At 65.4% G+C, this 20,953-nt stretch carries 21 protein-coding genes; 8 read left to right on the top strand and 13 right to left on the bottom strand.

Annotated features, from left to right (window positions below):
• Positions 1–15 precede the first annotated feature (15 nt).
• Genes ACX17K_RS19395 through ACX17K_RS19385 form a run of 3 tightly spaced genes read left to right on the top strand, consistent with a single transcriptional unit; the run spans position 16 to position 2,928 of the window.
• Positions 16–645: a chemotaxis protein CheD gene (locus tag ACX17K_RS19395; RefSeq protein WP_231153066.1), complete on the top strand. Its 630-nt coding sequence runs from the start codon at positions 16–18 to the stop codon at positions 643–645.
• Complete coding sequence (locus ACX17K_RS19390; RefSeq protein WP_493776053.1) at positions 642–1,715, top strand: protein-glutamate methylesterase/protein-glutamine glutaminase; 1,074 nt, start codon at positions 642–644, stop codon at positions 1,713–1,715. Before ACX17K_RS19395 ends, ACX17K_RS19390 begins: the two co-directional genes overlap by 4 nt.
• Before the next feature lie 19 nt (positions 1,716–1,734).
• Positions 1,735–2,928: an EAL domain-containing response regulator gene (locus ACX17K_RS19385; protein ID WP_493776052.1), complete on the top strand. Its 1,194-nt coding sequence runs from the start codon at positions 1,735–1,737 to the stop codon at positions 2,926–2,928.
• A 7-nt stretch (positions 2,929–2,935) separates the two neighbouring features.
• Here ACX17K_RS19385 and ACX17K_RS19380 read toward each other — a convergent pair whose 3' ends face one another.
• Entirely contained in the window at positions 2,936–3,925 is a 990-nt protein-coding gene (locus tag ACX17K_RS19380; protein WP_493776051.1) for a serine/threonine protein kinase, read from the bottom strand.
• A 105-nt stretch (positions 3,926–4,030) separates the two neighbouring features.
• On the opposite strand from ACX17K_RS19380, the gene ACX17K_RS19375 reads away from it, so the two are divergent.
• From ACX17K_RS19375 to ACX17K_RS19365, 3 genes are all read left to right on the top strand, one after another.
• The gene (locus ACX17K_RS19375; protein WP_493776050.1) at positions 4,031–4,285 is read left to right on the top strand and encodes a hypothetical protein; all 255 of its coding nucleotides are present in this window, start codon (positions 4,031–4,033) and stop codon (positions 4,283–4,285) included.
• Positions 4,286–4,479: 194 nt separating this feature from the next.
• Positions 4,480–5,418 carry a cation diffusion facilitator family transporter gene (locus ACX17K_RS19370; RefSeq protein WP_493776049.1) on the top strand — a complete coding sequence of 313 codons (939 nt, stop codon included), beginning with the start codon at positions 4,480–4,482 and terminating at the stop codon, positions 5,416–5,418.
• 104 nt (positions 5,419–5,522) lie between these two features.
• Positions 5,523–5,804, top strand: a complete 282-nt coding sequence (locus ACX17K_RS19365; protein WP_493776048.1) for a hypothetical protein — start codon at positions 5,523–5,525, stop codon at positions 5,802–5,804.
• A gap of 63 nt (positions 5,805–5,867) precedes the next feature.
• On the opposite strand, the gene ACX17K_RS19360 is transcribed toward ACX17K_RS19365, so the two are convergent.
• The 6 genes from ACX17K_RS19360 to flgA form a co-directional block, all read right to left on the bottom strand.
• On the bottom strand, positions 5,868–6,146 hold the full coding sequence (locus tag ACX17K_RS19360) for a hypothetical protein (protein WP_493776047.1): 279 nt from the start codon (positions 6,144–6,146) through the stop codon (positions 5,868–5,870).
• Between the two features lie 107 nt (positions 6,147–6,253).
• Positions 6,254–7,600: a DEAD/DEAH box helicase gene (locus ACX17K_RS19355; protein WP_493776046.1), complete on the bottom strand. Its 1,347-nt coding sequence runs from the start codon at positions 7,598–7,600 to the stop codon at positions 6,254–6,256.
• Between the two features lie 179 nt (positions 7,601–7,779).
• Positions 7,780–8,700, bottom strand: a complete 921-nt coding sequence (locus tag ACX17K_RS19350; RefSeq protein ID WP_493776045.1) for a CobD/CbiB family protein — start codon at positions 8,698–8,700, stop codon at positions 7,780–7,782.
• 143 nt (positions 8,701–8,843) lie between these two features.
• Complete coding sequence (locus tag ACX17K_RS19345; RefSeq protein WP_493776044.1) at positions 8,844–9,308, bottom strand: flagella synthesis protein FlgN; 465 nt, start codon at positions 9,306–9,308, stop codon at positions 8,844–8,846.
• Between the two features lie 34 nt (positions 9,309–9,342).
• Positions 9,343–9,642 (bottom strand): flagellar biosynthesis anti-sigma factor FlgM, encoded by a 300-nt coding sequence (gene flgM, locus ACX17K_RS19340; protein ID WP_493776043.1) that lies wholly within the window; start codon positions 9,640–9,642, stop codon positions 9,343–9,345.
• Between the two features lie 89 nt (positions 9,643–9,731).
• Positions 9,732–10,409: a flagellar basal body P-ring formation chaperone FlgA gene (gene flgA, locus ACX17K_RS19335; RefSeq protein WP_493776042.1), complete on the bottom strand. Its 678-nt coding sequence runs from the start codon at positions 10,407–10,409 to the stop codon at positions 9,732–9,734.
• A gap of 137 nt (positions 10,410–10,546) precedes the next feature.
• Here flgA and ACX17K_RS19330 point away from each other — a divergent pair, with 137 nt between their 5' ends.
• Positions 10,547–12,658 (top strand): autotransporter outer membrane beta-barrel domain-containing protein, encoded by a 2,112-nt coding sequence (locus ACX17K_RS19330; RefSeq protein ID WP_493776041.1) that lies wholly within the window; start codon positions 10,547–10,549, stop codon positions 12,656–12,658.
• Positions 12,659–12,727: 69 nt separating this feature from the next.
• On the opposite strand, the gene thrC is transcribed toward ACX17K_RS19330, so the two are convergent.
• From thrC to ACX17K_RS19310, 4 genes are all read right to left on the bottom strand, one after another.
• Positions 12,728–14,137 (bottom strand): threonine synthase, encoded by a 1,410-nt coding sequence (gene thrC / locus ACX17K_RS19325; RefSeq protein WP_493776040.1) that lies wholly within the window; start codon positions 14,135–14,137, stop codon positions 12,728–12,730.
• Positions 14,137–14,469 carry a hypothetical protein gene (locus ACX17K_RS19320; protein WP_021475496.1) on the bottom strand — a complete coding sequence of 111 codons (333 nt, stop codon included), beginning with the start codon at positions 14,467–14,469 and terminating at the stop codon, positions 14,137–14,139. The genes thrC and ACX17K_RS19320 overlap by 1 nt, the downstream gene beginning before the upstream one ends.
• On the bottom strand, positions 14,462–15,772 hold the full coding sequence (locus ACX17K_RS19315; RefSeq protein WP_493776039.1) for a homoserine dehydrogenase: 1,311 nt from the start codon (positions 15,770–15,772) through the stop codon (positions 14,462–14,464). The genes ACX17K_RS19320 and ACX17K_RS19315 overlap by 8 nt, the downstream gene beginning before the upstream one ends.
• Before the next feature lie 117 nt (positions 15,773–15,889).
• Positions 15,890–17,122 (bottom strand): pyridoxal phosphate-dependent aminotransferase, encoded by a 1,233-nt coding sequence (locus ACX17K_RS19310; RefSeq protein WP_347752753.1) that lies wholly within the window; start codon positions 17,120–17,122, stop codon positions 15,890–15,892.
• A gap of 235 nt (positions 17,123–17,357) precedes the next feature.
• On the opposite strand from ACX17K_RS19310, the gene ACX17K_RS19305 reads away from it, so the two are divergent.
• The gene (locus ACX17K_RS19305) at positions 17,358–17,726 is read left to right on the top strand and encodes an Mth938-like domain-containing protein (protein ID WP_347751415.1); all 369 of its coding nucleotides are present in this window, start codon (positions 17,358–17,360) and stop codon (positions 17,724–17,726) included.
• On the opposite strand, the gene ACX17K_RS19300 is transcribed toward ACX17K_RS19305, so the two are convergent.
• Both ACX17K_RS19300 and ACX17K_RS19295 read right to left on the bottom strand, forming a co-directional pair.
• Positions 17,723–19,036 (bottom strand): MFS transporter, encoded by a 1,314-nt coding sequence (locus ACX17K_RS19300; RefSeq protein ID WP_493776038.1) that lies wholly within the window; start codon positions 19,034–19,036, stop codon positions 17,723–17,725. The two genes, ACX17K_RS19305 and ACX17K_RS19300, sit on opposite strands and share 4 nt — an antisense overlap.
• A 570-nt stretch (positions 19,037–19,606) precedes the next feature.
• Complete coding sequence (locus ACX17K_RS19295) at positions 19,607–20,923, bottom strand: NAD(P)/FAD-dependent oxidoreductase (protein WP_493776037.1); 1,317 nt, start codon at positions 20,921–20,923, stop codon at positions 19,607–19,609.
• Positions 20,924–20,953: the final 30 nt, after the last annotated feature.

The following is a 20,953-nucleotide window of genomic DNA, read 5'->3' as shown; positions in this document are numbered from 1 at the left end:
TACTAGATTGAAACCATGACGACACCAACGGCTGCAAAGCCGCGCACCTGGAAGGCCAGCACCATGCCGCACACTCCGCCGGCGCGCCCGGCGGCTCCCGCCGATCCTCGCTCGCCCCCCTCCCCGACCGCAGAGCCGGCGGGCGAGGCGGTATTCCTGCATCCGGGCGACTGGCATTTCGGCGACAGCCAGACCCGCATCCGCACCCTGCTGGGCTCCTGCGTGTCGATCACGCTGTGGCACCCGCAAGCCAGGGTCGGCGGCATGTGCCATTACCTGCTCGCCCAGCGCACCCCCCACCGCGGCGAATCGCTGTCCGGCCGCTACGGCGACGAGGCGATGCTGCTGCTGCTGCGCGAGATTCTGGCCACCGGCCTGCCGCTGCTGGAATTCCAGGCCAGGCTGATAGGCGGCGCTTCGATGCTGCTGAGCCGGGAACGCAAGCTCAGCCACGATGTGCCCTCCCGCAATATTCAACAGGCGCGTTCCATGGTGAAGCAGCTCGGCCTGAAGTTGCTGGCCGAGGACCTGGGCGGCAACTGTCCGCGCCTGGTGCTGTTCGATGTCTCCAGCGGCAACGTCTGGATCAAACAATCGCAAGAAGCCGAGCTGGAGCAGGCTCCCAACACGAGGACGCGCAAATGAGCATCAAGGTTTTGATCGTCGACGACTCCGCCGTGGTCCGCCAGGTGTTGAGCCAGGTATTCACCGCGGCCAGCGGCATCGAGGTGATGGATGTCGCCAACGACCCCTATATGGCGATGGACAAGATGAAGGCGCACTGGCCGGACGTGATCGTGCTGGATGTGGAGATGCCGCGAATGGACGGCATCACCTTCCTGAAGCAGCTGATGGCCAGCCGGCCGACGCCGGTGGTGATCTGTTCGTCGCTGACGCAGAAAGGCACCGACATCAGCATGCAGGCGATGGCCGCCGGCGCGGTGGAGGTCATCGCCAAGCCGGTCTCCGGCGTCAAGGGCTTCCTCGAAGAGAGCTCGCACGAACTGGTGATGGCGGTGCGCTGCGCCGCCGCCGCGCGGATGAACCGGGTGCGGGTGATGCCGTCGGCCAGCAGCAGCAACCCGCTGGAAACCCGGCCCAAGCTGTCGGCCGACGCCATCCTGTCCGCGCCCACCGGCAGCAATGTGTTCGCCACCACCGAGCGCATCATCGCCATCGGCACCTCCACCGGCGGCACCCAGGCGCTGGAGGCGGTGCTGACCCAACTGCCGCGGACCTGCCCCGGCCTGGCCATCGTCCAGCACATGCCGGAGAAATTCACCCGCTCCTTCGCCGAGCGGCTGAACAGCCTGTCGCAGATCGAGGTGAAGGAGGCCGACAACGGCGATCGCATCCTGCCTGGCCGCGCGCTGATCGCCCCCGGCGGCAAGCACATGATGGTCAAGCGCAGCGGCGCCTACTATCAGGTGGAAGTGGTGGACGGCCCGCTGGTGAGCCGCCACAAGCCGTCAGTGGACGTGCTGTTCCGCTCCGCAGCCAAGTTCGCCGGCAAGAACGCGCTGGGCATCATCATGACCGGCATGGGGGACGACGGCGCCAAGGGCCTGAAGGAAATGCATGATTGCGGCTCCAAGACCATCGCCCAGGACGAAGAAAGCTGCGTGGTGTTCGGCATGCCCAAGGAAGCGATCAAGCTGGGCGCCGCCGATGAGGTGATGTCGCTGGAACTGATCGCCAAGGCCATCTGCCGCTGAACAGGACGAATCCCGCCGCATGGACATCCACGACATTCTGATCATCGACGACAGCCGGGTGCAGCGCCAGCACGCGACGGACCTGTGCCGCCAACTCGGCATCGCCAGCGTGCGGGAAGCCCCTGACGGCGAGCGCGGCCTGACCTTGATGCGGGTGCAGATGCCCGACCTGCTGCTGCTGGATCTGGAGATGCCCAAACAGGACGGCGTGCAGGTGATGCAGGAGATGGCGCGCTCCGGCCTGAGCGCGCCCGTCATCATCACCTCGGGCAAGGATTACCTGCTGATTTCCACCGTGGAGCTGATGGGACGGGAACTGGGCCTGCCGGTGCTGGGCTGCCTGCAAAAACCGCTGCAGCTGCCCGCCCTGCTAGACCTGATGCACCGCGTCTGGACGCCGAAGGTGGAACGGGCCGACGATGCGCCGCTGGCGGAGGATGAAGTCCGCGTCGCGCTGGAGAAAGGCCAGATCATTCCCTACTACCAGCCCAAGGTGAACCTGGCCGACGGCAAGGTCAAGGGCGCCGAAATGCTGGCGCGCTGGCAGCATCCCGACCAGGGGCTGATCCCGCCCAGCCGCTTCATCCCGGTGATAGAGGAAAACGGCTGGGCCACCGAACTGACCATGCTGATGCTGCGCCAGGGCCTGACGCAATGGCAGGAGTGGGCGCGCCACGGCCTGCGCCTGCCGCTGTCGGTCAATCTGTCCGCGCTGTCGCTGCGCGGCGACGACCTGGTGGACGAGATAGAGTGCTATGTGCGCGGCAGCCACGTGCCGCCGCGCTTCATCATATTCGAGGTGACGGAAACCGCCATCGTCGACAACCTGGCGCAGGCGATAGGCTGCGCGGTCCGATTGCGGCTGGCGGGACTGGGCCTGTCGATCGACGATTTCGGCACCGGTTTCGCCACCCTGCAGCAGCTGACCCGCTTCCCCTTCACCGAGCTGAAAATCGACCAATCCCTGGTCACCGGCATCTCCGACAAGCCCCACCTTCAAGCCGTCTTCAACAGCATCATCGAAATGGCCCGCCGGCTGCAGCTGTCCACGGTCGCCGAAGGCATAGAAACCGCGGAGGACTACCGGCTGATGTCGGAGCGCGGCTGCCAGCTGGGCCAGGGCTATTACTTCGCCCGGCCGCTGCCCGCCGCCGCCTTCCTGGAGTGGACCCGGCAGCCGCCGGTGCTGCCCACCACCGGCGCCGCGAGCTGAGCGCCGCTCAGCACGACCACAGCGGCGGCTCGTCCATCAGCGCGATCTGCTCGCGCAAGGCCAGGATCTGCTCCTCCCAGTAACGCTGCGCGCCGAACCAGGGAAAGGCCGCCGGGAAGGCCGGATCATGCCAGCGGCGCGCCAGCCAGGCGCTGTAGTGCAGCAGCCGCAAGGTGCGCAAGCCTTCCAGCAGGTTGAGTTCGCGCAGGTCGAATTCGCAGAAATCCTCGTAACCGGCCATCACCTCGCCCAGCTGGCGCGACTGCTCCGCCCGATCGCCGGACAGCAGCATCCACAGGTCCTGCACCGCCGGACCGGTGCGGCTATCGTCGAAATCGACAAAATGCGGCCCCGCGTCGGTCCACAGCAGATTGCCGACATGGCAATCGCCGTGCAGCCTGAGCTGTGCCACCGCGCCGGCTCGCTCGAAACAGCGCGCCACGCCCTGCAGCGCCTGCTCCGCCACGCCGCGGTAGACCTCCTCCAGCTCCGGCGGCAGCAAGCGGCCATTCAGCAGAAAATCCACCGGCTCGCGGCCGAAGCTCTGGATATCCAGCGTCGGACGGTGGCGATAGGCCTCGGTCCGGCCCACCGCGTGGATGCGGCCCAGAAAGCGGCCCACCCATTGCAGCGTCTCGTTCCGGTCCAACTCCGGCACCCGCCCGCCGCGTCGGGCGAACAGGGCGAAGCGGAAGCCGCCATGGCTGTGCAAGGTGCGGCCATCGAAAACCAGCGGCGGCACCGCCGGAATCTCGCGCTCGGCCAGCTGCAGGGAGAACGCGTGCTCCTCCAGAATGGCCTCGTCGCTCCAGCGCTCCGGACGATAAAACTTGGCCACCAGCGGCGCTTCGTCATCCAGCCCCACCTGGTAAACGCGGTTTTCATAGCTGTTGAGCGCCAGCAGGCTGCCGCTGGCGCGCAGACCCAGGCTTTCCACGGCGTCGAGAATGGCATCCGGCGTCAGGCCGGCGAATGGGGGAGTGTGTGCGTTGTCCATCCGCGGATTATAGCGGCAGTCGCCCCCGCGACGCGGGGTTTCAACGGCGCGGCGGATCCGGGTCTGCTAATTTCAAAGAGAGAGCGTCAGGCGCGGTGCCAAGCCATGAAACTGTTATTCCCGCCCCACGGCCTCCATCCTGACGGCGCCCGGTTGCGGCGCGGCGTCGAACGCTGGGCCGACATTACCCTGCAAGGCTGGTTGCTTCTATTCGACCGCGCCGCCAGGCGGTCGGCATGGGCGCTAGCCCGCCGGCAGAGCCGGCGGCGGCTGCTCGGATGGCTGGCCTGCTGGCTCAGCGGCACGCTGGTGCTGCTGTCGCTGGCCTATCTGCTCTACCTGGCTTCGCAGCGTTTCTAGGAAGGCAATCGATGCCGCCTCCTCCCGGCGATTCCGCGCTCATTGTCCGGTCGCGGGAGGCTTACCCATATGAATATCATGGTCTCTGCAGCTCATTATCGTTTTCATTATCATTTACTTTTTAAATCAAAATTTAATGACTGATAGAAAAAACAATGGGAAAATACCGAGATGACCCGCCGATGCGAATCACCATGAGCCAAGTCCACATCCCAGTCCGCGACGAAACCGACAGCGCCGAGCGCCGACAGGCCGCGCGCCGCAGCACCTTGGTCAGCGTCGCCGTCAATATCGTGCTGTCCACGCTGCAGATCGTGGCCGGCGCGTGGTCGCATTCCTCGGCGCTGATAGCCGACGGGGTGCACTCGCTGTCCGACCTGTTCGCCGACTTCGTTGTCCTGCTGGCCGGCCGGCACAGCGGCAAGGCGCCGGACGACGATCATCACTATGGCCACCAGCGCTACGAAAACGCCGCGTCGCTGGTTCTCGGACTATTGCTGCTGGCCGTCGGCGGCGGCATGCTGTACTCGGCTGCAGGCAAATTCCTGCGTCCTGAAGACATCCCCTCGGTGCATTCGCTCGCCTTGTGGATCGCCGCGCTGGCTCTGCTGGCCAAGGAAACCTTGTTCCGCTACATGCTGGCGGTGGCGCAACGGGTGCGCTCCAGCATGCTGGTGGCCAACGCCTGGCACGCGCGCTCCGATGCCGCGTCCTCGCTGGTTGTCGCCGCCGGCGTGGCCGGCAATCTGATGGGCTATCCGATCCTGGACCCGGTGGCAGCCCTGGTCGTCGGCCTGCTGGTGGGAAAAATGGGCTGGAGCTTCGCTTGGGACGCGCTGCACGACCTGATGGACCGCGCGGCCAGCGAGGAAGACATCGCGGCCATACGCGACACCCTGCTGGGCACGCCCGGCATCGTCGGCATCCACGACCTGCGCACCCGCAAGATGGGCGACCTGATCCTGGTGGACGTGCATCTGGAAGTGGATGGCCGCATCAATGTCTACCAGGCCCATGAAATCACCGAGCACGCCCGCGGCCGCGTGCTGAATGAGCTGCCGGTGCTGGACGTGATGACCCACATCGATCCGGCCGGGCTGGAGGAGCCCCGCGGCCTGGGCCGCCCCGCCTGAGCAGCGGTCTCCGGCGGCGGCCGGACCGGAAACTATTCCATTTTCATTTCCGTCCGTATAATCTGTCAGGCAACTTTAACCTGGATGGACGGTCTATCCCCACCATGACCACACCCGTTTTCCATGCCTGGCGCCGCGGCGTGCCGACGCTGCTGATGCTGAGCCTGCTCTGGCAATTCGAGACTTACGCCGTCAATCACGCGCCGCCGCTGTCGGCGCAGCCGATGGCAGCCACCACTTGGAGCGAATCCTGGCCAGCGGACACCCCCTTCCTGCTGGTTCAGGAAGTGCGCGACCAATTCCGCCACGCCGACGCCAAACGCGATGCCGGCACCCCGGTTCGCGACATCGCCGCGCTGCCCCTGCGCCCCGGCGACAACGCCTGACATCCATCCTGAAAACAAAAACGCCGGCTGCGGGAACGCGGCCGGCGTTTTTCGCGCCTCACGTCAAAGCGGCCCCGATTGACGGCGCTGCGGATGGCAGATCGGGCAATTGGGATCGTTGCAATGGATGGCGGCCTCATGCACCAAAGCCCGCAGCCGGTACAGCCGCGCCGCCTCCGCCGCGGAGCTGCCGCCTTGAAAGGGCGGGCCCAGAACCACGCCGCCATCGCCATACGACATCGGCTGCTCCGCCCGCACCTGCACAGGTCCTGCCTGGCAAGCCGCGGCCAGCAGCATCCCGCCTGCGCCGCAAACGTAAATCCACCTTCTGTTCTTCGTCATCGACTTCCTCGCCGGGGAGATCCGTTTCCTTTTCCCAGCATACTGCCGTTCCGCCAGAACCGCCGCCAAAACAAAACCCCGCCTCAGCGGGGTTTCGTTAACAGCCATTAACGGATGATTTCGACTTTGTAGCGCGGCGGCAGCAGCAAGGCCGGAACCTCGCGCTTTTCCTTGCGGTTGCGGCGGCCCGGGCGGGCTTGCTTCAACCCTTCGCCCTTGCCTGCCGACAACACCGGCGCTTGCACCGGAGCCAGATCGCGCGACGGCGCTTCGCGCGTCTGAGCCGGTCTCGGCCGCTGCGGCGCCTGCGCCGGCGCCCAGAATCCATCGACGCTCTGCGGCGTCAGCGTCTGCTTGGTCAGTTTTTCAATCGCCTCATGCTGGCGCGTCTCCTCCGGACCCATCAGAGAAATCGCCACGCCCTTGGCGCCGGCGCGGCCGGTGCGGCCGATGCGGTGCACGTAGTCCTCCGGCGAATTGGGCATCTCGAAGTTCACCACATAGGGCAGCTCGGAAATATCCAGGCCGCGCGCGGCGACGTCGGTGGCCACCAGCACGCGCAGCTTGCCTTCCTTGAACGCGGCCAGCGTCTCCAGGCGCGTGCCCTGAGTCTTGTCGCCATGGATGGCTTCGGCGTCCAGACCGTCGCGCTTCAGATCGCGCGCCAGCTGGTCGGCGCTGATCTTGGTCTTGCAGAACACGATCACCTGGCTCATCTCGCGCGAACGGATCAAGTGGGCCAGCACTTGGCGCTTCTTGAAGTTGTCCACCTTGAACACCAGTTGCTCGACCTGCTCGTTGGTGGCGTTCTGGCGCGCGACTTCCACAGTCTGCGGCGTATGCATGAAATCGGCGGCCAGGCGCTTGATCTCCGGCGCGAAGGTCGCGGAGAACAACAGCGTCTGGCGCTCTTTCGGCAACATGCCCATGATCTTGCGGATATCCTGGATGAAGCCCATGTCCAGCATGCGGTCGGCTTCGTCCAACACCAGCACTTCCACCTTGTTCAGCTGCACGGTTTTCTGCTGGATGTGGTCCAGCAGGCGGCCCGGGGTCGCGATCAGGACTTCCACGCCGCGGCGCAGTTCCTGGGTCTGCGGATCCATATTGACGCCGCCGTACACGGTGGTGGCGCGCAGCGGCAGGTACTTGGTGTAGCTCTGCACGTTGACGCCGATCTGGTCCGCCAGCTCGCGGGTCGGAGACAGCACCAGCGCGCGGATCGGGTGCATCGCCGGCGACACGCTGGTATTGGCGAACTTCTTCAGCCGCTCCAGGATCGGCAGCATGAAGGCCGCGGTCTTGCCGGTGCCGGTCTGGGCCGCGGCCAGCAAGTCGCGGCCGGACAGCACCAGGGGAATCGCCTTCTCCTGGATCGGCGTCGGCTGGCTATAGCCCTGCTCGTCGATCGCGCGCAGGATTTCCGGCGACAAGCCGAGTTCGGAAAACAACATTCAACACACTCCTGCAATACGTAAGGGCACGTTGCGCCTTCCGCGCCAACGCGCCCCGATGTTCATCAATAACAGCGGCCAGACTCACCCGGCATCGCCCGGCTCCGGGCTCTTGCCTTGCTGGCCGCTCTAAACCGGCGGCAGACAAAAACGCGCCGCCCTCAGGCGGCGACACGAGATCAACCCATATGGGCAACCACGCTGATCAGCAGCGTCACGGCAAGCCACAGCAGGGCGGAGCGCCACACCAAGCCGACCGCGCTTTTCAAGAAGCTGGGATCGGCTTCGTCGCCCAGACCCAGTTCCGGCCGGTATTTCACCGAATAGTCCTGGCGCAGCGGATCGCCCAGCTTGACGCCCAGCGCGCCGGCGGCGGACGCCAGCAGGATGCCGTTGGCGTAGTTGCCCCAGGTTCGCGCCTGGGAACGCCAGCAATAGACCGCATCCTCGAAATCGCCCATGATCGCGAACGAGATCGCAGTCAGCCGCACGGGAATCCAATCCAGCCAGGCAGCGAAGCGGGCGGCGAACAGGCCGAACGGATCTTCATCGGCATTCCGGCTGCCCCACTTCTGATTCAGCATAGAACACAAGCGGTACAGCAAGGCGCCGGACGGCCCCGGCAGCACCACGAACCAGAACATCGTGCCGAACACGTGGCGGTAGCTGTCGACCACGCCCTGCTCGATCGCCAGCCGGGAAATCTCCTCCACCGACAGCTCCGCGGTCGGCAGGCCGGTCCAGTTGGCCAGCGCCACGCGGGCGTCGTACTCCCGCCCTTCAGCCAGCGCCTGGGAAATCTCGGAAAAAGCGCTGGAGAAATGGCGGAAGCCCATGGTCAGATACAACACCAGCACATTGAAGGCCAGCGCCAGAATAGGACTCATCGCCTTCAGCGAATAGAACAGCAGCAGGCTCAGCAGCAGAGCCGGCACGATGGCGGCCAGCCAGGCCAGCACGCCGTGGCGCTCGGCTCCGGCATTCAGGTTGCGCTCAAGATGGTTGGCGTAACGGGTGAACATCAGCCACACCCGGTTGCGATTGCCGAGCGGGCGCAATTGCTCCAGGGCCAGGGCAAGAATCAGTGAAATCAGGGTCATGGATTCTGGTTAGCGGTTTTCACGGGACCGCTGGGGAAGATACCATAAAGGCAGGGGCGCGCCCACCCGAGATATCGCGGCCGCGCCAGAAACAACAAGGGGCGCTTGTCGCGCCCCGTGCAAATCCACTCCGCCAGACCGGCTCAGGCGGACCCCAGCAAACGGCGTCCGGTCACCAGTTCCGGCGTTTGGCCGTCCCGGCCATAGCCCAACGTCGCGGCAGCGGCGCTGCGCAGAACCTCCAGCGACCCTTCCACCAGCGCCAGACGCTCGTTGACGAAAACGGCGTTCAACTGGTTGATGCTCTGCGCGCGGTTCACCGCGTCCTCCAGCCGGGTCCACTCGGTACACGCCTCCGGCTTGTCCGCCAGCCAGATATACAGCGTGTCCTTGTCCTGCACGCCCAGCGACTCCATCAACCGCCCTCGCAGGGACGACTGCGCGGCCAGCAGGTCGAGCACCTCGCTCTTGCTGTCCGCCACGCCCTCCAATTGCTGGCTTTCGCCCTGAATCAGCAACGCCTGCTCCTGCTCCAGCAAGCCGACAAGCCGGTCGACGATTTCGATCTCGTCCCGGCAACAATTGACGAACTGCTCGACGGCTGACATATCGCTTCTTCCGTTATCCGTCCCGGCTTACGCCTCAACCATTCAACAACTCGCGGGCAGACGAAATCAAGCCATCCGCGATCTTGTCGGCATTGATGTTGAAGCTGCCGTTGGCGATGGCGGACTTGATCTGCTCCACCTTGGCCGCGTCAAACGACGGCTGCTGGGTACTCGGATCGTTGCCGATTGCGCTCAGCTTGCTCGCCAGCGAATCGATCTTCACGCTGTCGTCGCCAGCGCTCGCGCTGCTGCTGGAGCTGGAAGAAGCACGGGGCGACGGCTTGCTCTGGGTGCTGTAGGTGCCCGACAGCTTGCCCGAATTGTCGATCTTCATGGCCTGACCTTCCCGTAGCTAAACTCAACTGATCCTATTATCGACCGAAAAAACAATCTCTTGAACTATTTTCTGCGAGATTTCCCAGTCTAGAAAACCACGGCCACGCTGCCATCGGCCTGGACCATGCCCCGAACCACCCGGCCGGTGCTGAGCCGCACGCTGATCTGCTCGCCCTGAGCCGCGTTGGCCAGCGCCGTGCCTTCTGCTTCGGCGCTGAAGCCATCGCCCTGCGCCAGCACCTTAACCCTTTGGTTGCTGCGCACCAGATACGGCGCGCGCACCATGAAGCTGCGCACCCAGACGCCGGCCGGCGCGCCAGTCCGCAACACCTGCCCCACCGCCTGGCTGGCGTCGGTCAGCACATTGCTGGCCAAGGCGGGATTGCTGATGTCCACCACCCGCACATCGCCGTCGCCGATGGTTTCGCCGGCGGCCATCGCGCGGTTCAACACCACGCCCAGCCGCTTTTCATTGATTTTCACCGGAATGCGCAAGGACCAGCCCAACTCCTGGCAGGACACCGCCACGAAAGTCGATCCGGTGGTCACGCCCGGCGTCGCCCAATCCGCTTTCGGCATGTTGCAAGCCGGCACCACCAGCCGCCGGTCCAACTGTCCCAACGTCCATGTGGCGGCCCGCATTTCCAGCTCGCGCTTCAGAAACAGATTCGCCACACGCTCCAGCTGCGCCAAATCCTGCGTCCCGCCGCCCCAGGCGAGGCCAGCGGCAAGCAGCCAGCACAGGCCGATGATTAGTCTTCGCATGTCCGCATTTTAACCGATGCCCTCTCCCGACGCGACGGCGATTGACAAACGGTCGTCATATTCGAATAATCGTTTGATTAGAGCTTAGACTCTTGACACTAATAACAGCAGACAACACCCCGAACGAAAAGAGGAACATGATGCGCAACCGCTTGACCACACTCGCCCTGGCCACCGCGATGGCTCTGCCCGCAGCCGCCCATGCTTACAGCAATTTCTATTTCTTTGGAGACAGCCTCTCCGATATTGGCGCTTTCGGCGGCCAAGCCGGACTTCCCGTCGGCGCTCACTGGACTTTCCAGAATCAACCAAACTGGACTTCCATTCTCACCGGCCATTATGGCCTGAGCTCTGTCGCCAATAATCCAAGCAATTCCGGCAATACCAGCAGCACTGGCAACAACTACGCCCAAGGCGGCGCGGTCGCTCAAAGCTATCAATCGATCACTCAATTTCCAGGCACAACCGGCGCCAATGGATCAGTCGAACAATACGGTCCCGATGGCAGTACGGCGATCCTGGAATTGCCTACTCAAGTACAAAACTATCTAGCCAGCACGAGTGGAAAAGCGGACCCCAATGCCGTCTATTCCGTCTGGATAGGCGGCAATGACATTTCCGCTGCCGCAGGCACATTAACATCGGATAAAACCAGCGCCACCGCAGTAAAGTTGCTGACAACCTCAGCGGCCACCGCAGGCACCTTGATCGGCACCCTGCAAAATGCAGGCGCCAAAACCATCATTGTCCCCAATGTGCCCAGCCTGGCATCAACCCCCGCAGCCTTATACCAAACTGTCCAAAGCGTCGCCACCGCAGTTGGCACAGGCGCAGGGCTCAGCGGCACAGCGCTGACAACCTATGTCAACAATGCCGTTGGCGCCGCCTGGAAAACAATAAGCAGCACCTCGGTCACCCAAGCCAATCAGTCCGCGGTAACTCAACAAGCACTGGCCGCCGCCAATGCCGCCATGGGGGCCCCTGACTCGGTTACGACGCTGACAACGACTTACAACACCATTCTCACCGCTCTGCAGCAATTGAGTTCTGGCTACAATAGCCTGGTCGACAATGCTTTGCTCGGCAATGGGCTTCAACATGGCATTGTGCGCGCGAACATCGCCAGCTTGATGGCCGAAATCAGCGCCAACCCCAGCCAGTTCGGATTCACCAATACCGTGGGTTCAATCTGCGCAGCAAGCGCCATTACTTGCTCCACTGCCACCTACGCTCAAAACTACATTTTCACCGATGGCTTGCATCCGACTCCGGCCGCCAACAAAATCATCGGCGACTACGTCTACGGCCTGCTGCAGGCCCCCTATTTCGCCGCCGCCATCCCGGAATCGTCGCTGAACAACGCCCGCCAGCTCGGCGGCGCGCTGGACGCCCGCTACCAAGCCATCCGCTCGCAGAAACGCGCGGTCGGCACGGTCAGCGCCTTCGCGGACGGCGCCTTCAGCGACGACAAGGCCAGCTACGGCGGCCTGTCGGCCAAGCCCAAGGGCCAGCTGTACACGGTCGGTCTGGACTTCCAGGCCACGCCGGCTCTGAGCGTCGGCCTGGCGATGTCCCGCCAGCAGGGCAAGACCGATGTCGACAGCGTGGGCACGCCGGGCAGCATCAATGACCGCACCACGCTGATGAGCGGCTTCGCCAGCTACAATCAGGACAAGTTCTGGGTGGACGGCGACCTGCACATCGGCTCTGGCGATCTCGACACCCACCGCAACGTGACCCTGGGGCCGACAACGGTGGGCATCGACGGCAAGACCCGCGCCACCCAGTTCGGCCTGCGCGCCGCCGGCGGCTACCGGATGCAGTACCGCAGCGTCACCACCGGGCCGGTAGTCGGCCTGGACTACGCCTACGCCAAGGTCGCCGGTTTCGCCGAGCAAGGCGGCAACAGCAGCAGCATGAACTTCTCCAGCCAGAACGTCAGCTCGCTGGTGGGCCGCGTCGGCTGGCAGCTGGACGCCGACATCGGCAGGTTCAGCCCCTACGCCAAGGTCAGCCTCGCCCACGAGTTCAAGCAGGACGACCGCAACGTGACCGCCGGCCTCGCCACCACCGTCGGCGACTGGACCACCAATCTGGGCAAGCCGGACGCCAACTGGATGGAATGGACTGCCGGCGTCAGCGCCAACTTCAGCAAGGCTGTCACCGCCTTCGGCCAGCTGACTGTGACCAGCGGCAAGAGCGGCGGCAACCAGACCGGCGGCAACATCGGCGTGGCCATGTCGTTCTGATCGTTTCTCCCCCAAAACGAAACAGGCTCCCGTGGGAGCCTGTTTTTTTGCCTGAACGCCGCGCCGGACTCAGCCCAGCGTCTTTTCGATCAGCGCCTTCACCTGGCCGGCGTCCGCCGGCAGCGTCACTACCCGCTGCGGCAACGACTCCAGCGCCTCGAAACCGGCCGGGCGCGGCGGATCGCGGTCCAGCGCCTCGCGTATGGTCTCGGCGAACTTGGCCGGCAGCGCGGTTTCCAGGCAGACCACGTTCTCGCCGCCGCGGCGCAGTTCGCGCGCCACCTTGATGCCGTCGGCGGTGTGGGTGTCCACCACCACGCCGTCCTCGGCGTCCACCTGGCGGATGGTGGCGATGCGGTCGGCGTGCGCGCTCTTGCCGGAGACAAAGCCGAACGCGTCGCGCACCCGTCCCATCGTTTCCGCATCCAGCTGGAAGCCGCCGCCGGCGTCCACCTCGGCCCACAAACGCTTGACCTCGGCGCCGTCGCGGCCGACCAGATCGAACACGAAGCGCTCGAAGTTGGATGCCTTGGAGATGTCCATCGACGGGCTGGAGGTGACGTAGGTGCGTTCGCTGCCGCGCGGCGCGTAGCGGCCGCTCTTGAAGAACTCGTCCAGCACGTCGTTTTCGTTGGTGGCGACGATCAGGCGCGCCACCGGCAGGCCCATGCAGCGCGCGACGTGGCCGGCGCAGACATTGCCGAAGTTGCCGGACGGCACGCAGAAGCTGACTTGCTCGTCGTTGCTCGCGGTCGCGCGGAAGTAGCCGTGGAAGTAGTAAACCACCTGGGCGACGACCCGAGCCCAGTTGATCGAGTTGACGGTGCCGATCTTGCGGCGCGCCTTGAAAGCGTGGTCGTTCTGCACCGCCTTCACGATGTCCTGGCAGTCGTCGAACATGCCCTGGATGGCGATGTTGTGGATGTTTTCGTCCTGCAGGCTGTACATCTGCGCGCGCTGGAAGGCGCTCATCTTGCCGTCCGGGCTCAGCATGAACACATTGATCCCGCGCTTGCCGCGCATCGCGTATTCGGCAGCGGAGCCGGTGTCGCCCGAGGTGGCGCCCAGGATGTTAAGCGTCTCGCCGCGCTGGTCCAGCACATACTCGAACAGCTGGCCGAGAAACTGCATCGCCATGTCCTTGAATGCCAGCGTCGGGCCGTTGGACAGTTCCAGGATCGCCAGGCCGTCATGCAGGCGCTTGATCGGCGTGATGGCCTCGTTGCCGAACGTTTCCGCGCGATAGGCGCGCGAGACGATGCCTTTCAGGTCGTCCACCGGGATGTCGTCGGCGAACAGGCGGATGATTTCGAACGCCAGCTCGGCATAGCCCAGGCCGCGCCAGGCGTCCAGCGTGGCGCGGTCGATTTGCGGATAGCGCTCCGGCAGCAGCAGGCCGCCGTCCGGCGCCAGGCCCATCAGCACGGTTTCGCAGAACGGCAGCGGCGCCATGCCGCCGCGGGTACTGATATATCGCATCAACGTTGTTCCAGGTATTGGCCGCAGGCGGCGGAGGCTTCCTTCAGCCTCTGCTTGCCGCGCGGATCGTCCTTCTTGATCTGGCCGGTGACCACCCCCATCACTTCTTCCTCGGAGAAGGTGCCGGCCAGCTTCTCGCTCGCGCACTGGCAGTAGCGCTGCACCTGCTCGTTGCCGGGCTGGCCGACGCCGTCGGACGCCGGCGTGCGCTTGACGCAGCTTCGCATCAGGAAGCCCTGCAGCAACTGATGCTGGCCGGAACTGAGCGGCGTCGCGGCGGCCATGCCGGAAAGCAGCGCGGCGCACAGGCCGGCTTGCAAGAACTTAGTCATTCAACTCTTCCATTCGCAGGCGCACCACCTGGCCGTCGACGCTGTCCAGCGCTTCGATGCCGGCGATGGCGCGGTTGATTGCCTTCTCCAGCACCCGGTGGGTCAGGATCACCACTTCGGCGGTGCCGTCGCTGATCGATCCCTTCTGAATCAGCGCCTCGATCGAGATGCCGTTCTCCGCCAACAGGCGGGTGATGTTGGCCAGCACGCCGGCGCGATCGATCGCCCCGATCCGCAAGTAGTAAGAGCTGGTCACCTCGGCGATCGGCAGGATGGGCAGATCCTGCAGCTGATCCGGCTGGAAGGCCAGATGCGGCACGCGGTGCTCCGGGTCCGAGGTCAACAGGCGGGTGACGTCGACGATGTCGGCCACCACCGCGGACGCGGTCGGCAGCGCGCCGGCGCCGGCGCCGTAGTACAGCGTCGGGCCTAGCGCGTCGCCCTTCACCAGCACTGCGTTCATCACGCCGTTGACGTTGGCGATCAGCCGGCCTTCCGGGATCAGCGTCGGATGCACGCGCAGCTCCACGCCCTTGTCGGTGCGGCGGGTCAGGCCCAGCAGCTTCACCCGGTAGCCCAGCTCCTCGGCGTAGCGGATGTCGCGGCCGTCCAGCTTGCTGATGCCTTCCAGATAGCACTGGTCGAACTGCATCGGGATGCCGAAGGCCAGCGCCGCCATGATGGTCAGCTTGTGGCCGGCGTCGTGGCCTTCGATGTCGAAGGTGGGGTCCGCCTCGGCGTAGCCCAGCTTCTGCGCCTCGGCCAGCACGTCGGCGAAGCTCGCGCCCTTGTCGCGCATCTCGGTCAGGATGAAGTTGGAGGTGCCGTTGATGATGCCGGCGATCCATTCGATGCGGTTGGCCGCCAGGCCTTCGCGCAAGGTCTTGATGATGGGGATCCCGCCCGCCACCGCCGCCTCGAACGCCACCATCACGCCCTTTTCCTGCGCGCGGGCGAAGATCTCGGTGCCGTGCAGCGCCAGCAGCTTCTTGTTGGCGGTGACCACGTGCTTGCCGTTCTCAATCGCCTTGAGCACCAGCTCCTTGGCGATGGTGTCGCCGCCGATCAGTTCCACCACGATGTCGACTTCGGGGTTGTCGACGACCTGATGCACGTCGTCCACCACGGACACCTCAGGCCCCAGCGCGGCGCGCGCCTTGGCCGCGTCGCGGCTGGCGGCCACCAGCAGGCGGATCTCGCGGCCGGCGCGGCGGGTGATCTCGCCGGCGTTCCGTTTCAGCACGGTGGCGGTGCCGCCGCCGACGGTGCCCACGCCCAGCAGGCCGATATTGATCGGTTTCATGCACATCTCCAATTCAGTCCCTGTTTCTTGTTCCGGCCGAAGGCCGTCTGGACAGGCCGAGCCTGTCCGGACAGTCCTCAGGCGGCGGAGGACAATCCGCCGCCCCAGGTCAAACGCTTACTCGGCGGCGCCGTGACGCTTGCGGTAGCTTTCCAGAAAGCGCGCGATGCGGCCGATGGCCTCGATCAGATCGTCCGAGTTGGGAAGGAATACCACGCGGAAGTGATCCGGCGCAATCCAGTTGAAGCCGGTGCCCTGCACCAGCAATACCTTCTCCTGCTGCAGCAGCTCCAGGATGAACTGCTGGTCGTCGGCGATCGGATAAACCTTGGGATCAAGCTTCGGGAACAGGTACAGCGCGCCCTGCGGCTTGGTGCAGGACACGCCCGGAATCTCGGTCAACAGCTTGTGCGCCAGATCGCGCTGGCGCGCCAGGCGTCCGCCCGGCGCCACCAGGTCGTCGATGCTCTGGTAGCCGCCCAGCGCGGTCTGGATCGCGTGCTGCGACGGCACGTTGGCGCACAGGCGCATCGAGGCCAGCATGTTCAGGCCCTCGATGTAGTCCTTGGCGTGCTTCTTCTCGCCGGACAGGATCAACCAGCCGGCGCGGTAGCCGCAGGCCCGGTAGTTCTTCGACAAGCCGTTGAAGGTCACCACGAACAGATCCGGCGCCAGGGACGCGATCGAGGTGTGCTTGACCTCGTCGTACAGCACCTTGTCGTAAATCTCGTCGGCGTAGATGATCAGCTGATGCTGGCGCGCCACTTCGACGATCTGCTGCAGCAGCTCGGGTGGATACACCGCGCCGGTCGGATTGTTGGGGTTGATGATGACGATGGCGCGGGTGGACGGCGTGATCTTGGCGCGGATGTCGTCGATGCTGGGGAACCAGCCCTGCTCCTCGTCGCAGACATAGTGCACCGCGCGGCCGCCGGCCAGGCTCACCGCGGCGGTCCACAGCGGATAGTCCGGCGCCGGCACCAGCACTTCGTCACCGTTGTCCAGCAATGCCTGCATCGCCATCACGATCAGCTCGGACACGCCGTTGCCGACGATGATGTCGTCCATCGCCACATTCGGCAGATGCTTCTGCTGCGCGTAGTGCATGATGGCCTTGCGCGCGGCGAACAATCCCTTGGAATCGGAATAGCCGGACGCCGCCGGCAGATTGGCGATCACATCCTCGATCAACTCGTCAGGCGCGAAGAAGCCGAACGGCGCCGGGTTGCCGATGTTCAGCTTGATGATGCGATGGCCCTCGTCCTCCATCTTCTTGGCGTGCTCAAGCACCGGGCCGCGGATGTCGTAACAGACGTTGGAGAGTTTCTGCGATTTGTGCACTGGCTGCATGGCGGCGGCGACTTCCGTTTCAGGCCGCCCGCCGGACGGAACGGTCTTGCGCTGGCGGTGTGGTTGTTTCATGGGATCTCTTGTCATTGTCCGGCCGGATGGAAACCACGCTTCGCGCGTGGTCGCGCCGGCCTCGGGTCTGGGTATAATCCTATCCCAATCTTTGGTGCGCTGCACAGCGCCGCCGCGCGGCCCGCCCGCCGCGCCCCACACACACGCCAATGGAGCCAATCCGATGAAAATGCATCAGTCGCTGGGACCCGGCCAGAACCTGTTCACCGGCTACGGCGAAGGCCACGTGCTGATCAACGCCCAGCGCCATGACGGCAACCTGATCGTCAGCGCCGACGCGGTGACCGCCTGGGCCGCGCCGGATTTCGCCGGCCTCGCCGCCGAGCATTTCGAAGCGCTGCTGGCCTACCGGCCCGAAGTGGTGCTGTTCGGCTCAGGCAAGAGCCAGCGCTTCGTCCATCCCCGGCTGTACGCGGCGCTGACCCAGGCCCGCATCGGCATTGAGTGCATGGACACCCAGGCCGCCTGCCGCACCTTCAACATCCTGCTGGCCGAAGACCGCCGCGTGGTCGCCGCGCTGCTGACGATCTAAGCCGCCTCGCGCTTGCGCGGCCGGCCGCCGTCGCGGTGATAGGCCCACACCACGGCGGCCGAAGCCAGCGACACCAGCGCCAGCAAGGCGAACAGCGCCGCCTGGCTCCAGGCCAGGCCGATCAGCACCCCGCCCAGCCACGGCCCCAGCACCGAACCGACGCGGCCGATGCCCAGGCTCCAGCCGACGCCGGTGGCTCTCAGTCCGGTGGGATAGGCGCTGGCCGCCATCGCGTTGACCGCCGGCTGGCCGCCGATGATGAAGAAACCGACGCAGAACAACAGCGCGTACAGCCACAAGGCCTGTCCCTCCACCTGCCCCAGCAGCCACAGGCCGAGCGCGGCCAACAGAAAGCAAGGCGGCAACGCGCGGCGGAACCCGCCGCGGTCTATCCACCACCCCAGCAGCAGCGTGCCGGCCACCCCGCCCAGCTGCAGCATGCTGCCCGCCAGCAGCGCGTCGCGCATCTCCAAGCCCTGCGCGCGCAGCAACGACGGCATCCAGTTGGACAAGAAATACAGCACGATCAGGTTCAAAAAGCTCAGCAGCCACAGCAGCAGCGTGCGCCGGGCCAGGCCCTCGCCGAACAACGCGGCCACGGAATTCCCGGCCGACGGCGCCTCCGCCAGCCACGGCCGGCAATCGGCCGGCAGACCCGGCTCCATCCGCCGCAACCAGAACAAAGCCTGAGGCGCGCGCCCGCGCAGCAGCAGAAAGCGCGCAGATTCCGGCAGGCCGCGCAGCATCGGCAGCCATAGCAGCAGGGGGGCGACGCCGCCGAACACGAACACCGCGCGCCAGCCATGCGCCGGAATCAGCCACGCCGCCAGCAGGCCGCCCAGCAGCGCGCCGGCGGTGAAGCCGCAGGAAATGATCATCATCAGACTGGCGCGCCGCCGCGCCGGACTGTACTCGCCGGCCAGCGCCATCGCGTTGGGCATGATGCCGCCCAAGCCCAGACCGGTGAGAAAGCGCAGAGCGATCAGCTGCGGCAAGGTCTGCACCGCCGCCGTCGCCAGCATGCCCGAGGCGAACATCAAGGTGCAGGTCAGCAAGACCGGCCGACGGCCGACCCGGTCGGACAAGGCGCCGAACAGCAGCGCGCCCAGCAGCAGACCGAACAGCCCAGCGGCGAACACCGGCCCCAGCGCCGATTTGGCGATGCCCCAATCCTCCAGCAAGGCCGGCGCGACATAGCCCATCGCCTGCACATCGAAGCCGTCCAGAATCATGCACAGCCCGCACAACGCCAACAACCGGTACTGAAACCCGCCCAGCGGACGCTCATCCAACCACTTGCCCAACTCCATGCCCGCTCCTTCGATATGCGAATGGCAAAACAGCATCGAAGAAAGGCGGGAGCGGGTCAAGTTGCGGCGCAGCACCAAATACCGGCCAGCCAGATACAAACGGTGTCAATGAATCACAGCTGTCGGCAGCCATCTAAATCCTCTTTGGGCCGGTGCTGGCAAAACAGCCTTGGACCAGGATGATGCCGATTGCGGTTAGATGGGCACTCGAAGCCTGGATAATCATGAAGCGCCCGACTCCCCCTTCAGGACGCGCCGTCCTGAAAGCTGAGGGCAAGGTCTTAAGCTGGCGCATGCTTGAGGCGCGCGACGTTAGCGCGCGCCGAGTTCGCCAGCGCCTTGCCCTCGGAATTCAGGGCGGGAACTCCCGGCCTGAGGGGCGGCCTGGGGGTGCCGGGGGGCTGGCCGCGCAGCCCCCTGGCCTGCCCGGCGGGCAGCCCCGCCATCCCAAACATCATACGCGCATGCGGATTCCACCAAAATCCATCCCATCTCAAGATACAAAAATGCCGCTCGCCAAACAGGCGAACGGCATCGATGCAGACGGGCCTCGGCCCCGCCGGACCAGCCTCAGTGCAGCTTCAACGCCGGCCGCGCTGCCCGACGCAGCTTGTCGCCGATGAACAGCAGAATCGCCAGCGCCCAGCCGTGCACGGCCGCCTGGTGCATCCGATACAGCGACGCGTAGATCAGCTTCGCGCCGCGGCCTTCCACGTGGTAGTCGCGCTTTGGTCCCACCACCGCCGCCAGGCTGCCGACTGCGGTGTGCTTGCCCAGCGACACCATCATGCCCTGCGGCTTGAAGGCGAACGGCCGCGCCGGCTTGTCGTCCAGCCTGCGCGCCAGCTCGTCGGCCAGATAGCGCGCCTGCTGGTGCGCCACCTGGGCGGTGGCGGCCAGCATGCGGCCGCTGTCGCCGTCCGGCGCGGCCGCGCAATCGCCCATCGCGTAGACGCAGTCGCCGCCGGCACAATGCAGGCGGGTATCGACCACCAGCTGATTGACGCGGTTGGTTTCCAGCCCGTCCAGGCCGGCCAGCCAGCCCGGCGCCTTGACGCCGGCCGCCCACACCGTGATGTCGGCATCCACCTTGCGGCCGTCGGACAAGGCCACGCCGTCGGCCTCCACCGCCGCCACCCGGCTGCCGGTCAGCACCTGGATGTGTTTGCCGGCCAGCTGCTCCTCGGCATAGGCGGACAAGGACGGCGGCGCGGCGGCCAGGATGCGGTCCGCGCCTTCGATCACGCTGATCTTCACCCGCTCCGGCTGCAAGCGCGCGCCGTAGTGATGCAGCTCGCACATGGTGTGGTTCAGCTCCGCCGCCAGCTCCACGCCGGTGGCGCCGCCGCCGACGATGGCGATGGACAGCGCGCGCGCCGGCGCTTCGCCGCTGCTGGCGCGGAAGGCCTGCTCCAGCACGCGGTGGCGCAGCTTCTCGGCGTCGTTGGGGGTATTCAGGAACATCGCGTGCTCGGCCACGCCGGGCGTGCCGAAATCGTTGGCCTCGGCGCCGACGGCGATCACCAGCCAGTCGTAGCCGATCTCCCGCTCCGGACTCAGCAGCTGGCCGTCGCTGCCGGGTATCGCCGACAGGCGGATGGTGCGGCGCTTCTGGTCCAGGCCCTGCATGAAGCCGAACTCGAAGTCGTAGCCGTTGCGGTAGCCGTGGGCGAAGTAGTTGACCTCGTCCTCGCCGGTGTTCAGCGCGCCGGTGGCCACTTCATGCAACAGCGGTTTCCAGATATGGGTGGGCGAGCCGTCCACCAGCACGACCTGCGCGCGATGGCGCGCGCCCAGCGTGCGTCCCAGCCGGGTGGCCAGCTCCAGCCCCCCTGCCCCGCCTCCTACGATGACGATCCGCGGCACCGCCGCGTTGCGGCTCAACATAAGCTGCTCCTTATTAGTGGTATTTTTCGC

It is taken from the genome of Chromobacterium sp. INPA-IVC, assembly GCF_059047085.1.
The sequence above is the reverse complement of the archived record's forward strand: the minus strand, read 5'-3'. Positions and strand labels throughout refer to the sequence as shown.

Excerpts from the sequence above, each read along its gene's own strand:
- ACX17K_RS19395 (WP_231153066.1), top strand. The coding sequence starts at position 16 with ATGACGACACCAACGGCTGCAAAGCCGCGCACCTGGAAGGCCAGCACC.
- ACX17K_RS19390 (WP_493776053.1), top strand. The coding sequence starts at position 642 with ATGAGCATCAAGGTTTTGATCGTCGACGACTCCGCCGTGGTCCGCCAG.
- ACX17K_RS19385 (WP_493776052.1), top strand. The coding sequence starts at position 1,735 with ATGGACATCCACGACATTCTGATCATCGACGACAGCCGGGTGCAGCGC.
- ACX17K_RS19380 (WP_493776051.1), bottom strand. The coding sequence starts at position 3,925 with ATGGACAACGCACACACTCCCCCATTCGCCGGCCTGACGCCGGATGCC.
- ACX17K_RS19375 (WP_493776050.1), top strand. The coding sequence starts at position 4,031 with ATGAAACTGTTATTCCCGCCCCACGGCCTCCATCCTGACGGCGCCCGG.
- ACX17K_RS19370 (WP_493776049.1), top strand. The coding sequence starts at position 4,480 with ATGAGCCAAGTCCACATCCCAGTCCGCGACGAAACCGACAGCGCCGAG.
- ACX17K_RS19365 (WP_493776048.1), top strand. The coding sequence starts at position 5,523 with ATGACCACACCCGTTTTCCATGCCTGGCGCCGCGGCGTGCCGACGCTG.
- ACX17K_RS19360 (WP_493776047.1), bottom strand. The coding sequence starts at position 6,146 with ATGACGAAGAACAGAAGGTGGATTTACGTTTGCGGCGCAGGCGGGATG.
- ACX17K_RS19355 (WP_493776046.1), bottom strand. The coding sequence starts at position 7,600 with ATGTTGTTTTCCGAACTCGGCTTGTCGCCGGAAATCCTGCGCGCGATC.
- ACX17K_RS19350 (WP_493776045.1), bottom strand. The coding sequence starts at position 8,700 with ATGACCCTGATTTCACTGATTCTTGCCCTGGCCCTGGAGCAATTGCGC.
- ACX17K_RS19345 (WP_493776044.1), bottom strand. The coding sequence starts at position 9,308 with ATGTCAGCCGTCGAGCAGTTCGTCAATTGTTGCCGGGACGAGATCGAA.
- flgM (WP_493776043.1), bottom strand. The coding sequence starts at position 9,642 with ATGAAGATCGACAATTCGGGCAAGCTGTCGGGCACCTACAGCACCCAG.
- flgA (WP_493776042.1), bottom strand. The coding sequence starts at position 10,409 with ATGCGAAGACTAATCATCGGCCTGTGCTGGCTGCTTGCCGCTGGCCTC.
- ACX17K_RS19330 (WP_493776041.1), top strand. The coding sequence starts at position 10,547 with ATGATGCGCAACCGCTTGACCACACTCGCCCTGGCCACCGCGATGGCT.
- thrC (WP_493776040.1), bottom strand. The coding sequence starts at position 14,137 with ATGCGATATATCAGTACCCGCGGCGGCATGGCGCCGCTGCCGTTCTGC.
- ACX17K_RS19320 (WP_021475496.1), bottom strand. The coding sequence starts at position 14,469 with ATGACTAAGTTCTTGCAAGCCGGCCTGTGCGCCGCGCTGCTTTCCGGC.
- ACX17K_RS19315 (WP_493776039.1), bottom strand. The coding sequence starts at position 15,772 with ATGAAACCGATCAATATCGGCCTGCTGGGCGTGGGCACCGTCGGCGGC.
- ACX17K_RS19310 (WP_347752753.1), bottom strand. The coding sequence starts at position 17,122 with ATGCAGCCAGTGCACAAATCGCAGAAACTCTCCAACGTCTGTTACGAC.
- ACX17K_RS19305 (WP_347751415.1), top strand. The coding sequence starts at position 17,358 with ATGAAAATGCATCAGTCGCTGGGACCCGGCCAGAACCTGTTCACCGGC.
- ACX17K_RS19300 (WP_493776038.1), bottom strand. The coding sequence starts at position 19,036 with ATGGAGTTGGGCAAGTGGTTGGATGAGCGTCCGCTGGGCGGGTTTCAG.
- ACX17K_RS19295 (WP_493776037.1), bottom strand. The coding sequence starts at position 20,923 with ATGTTGAGCCGCAACGCGGCGGTGCCGCGGATCGTCATCGTAGGAGGC.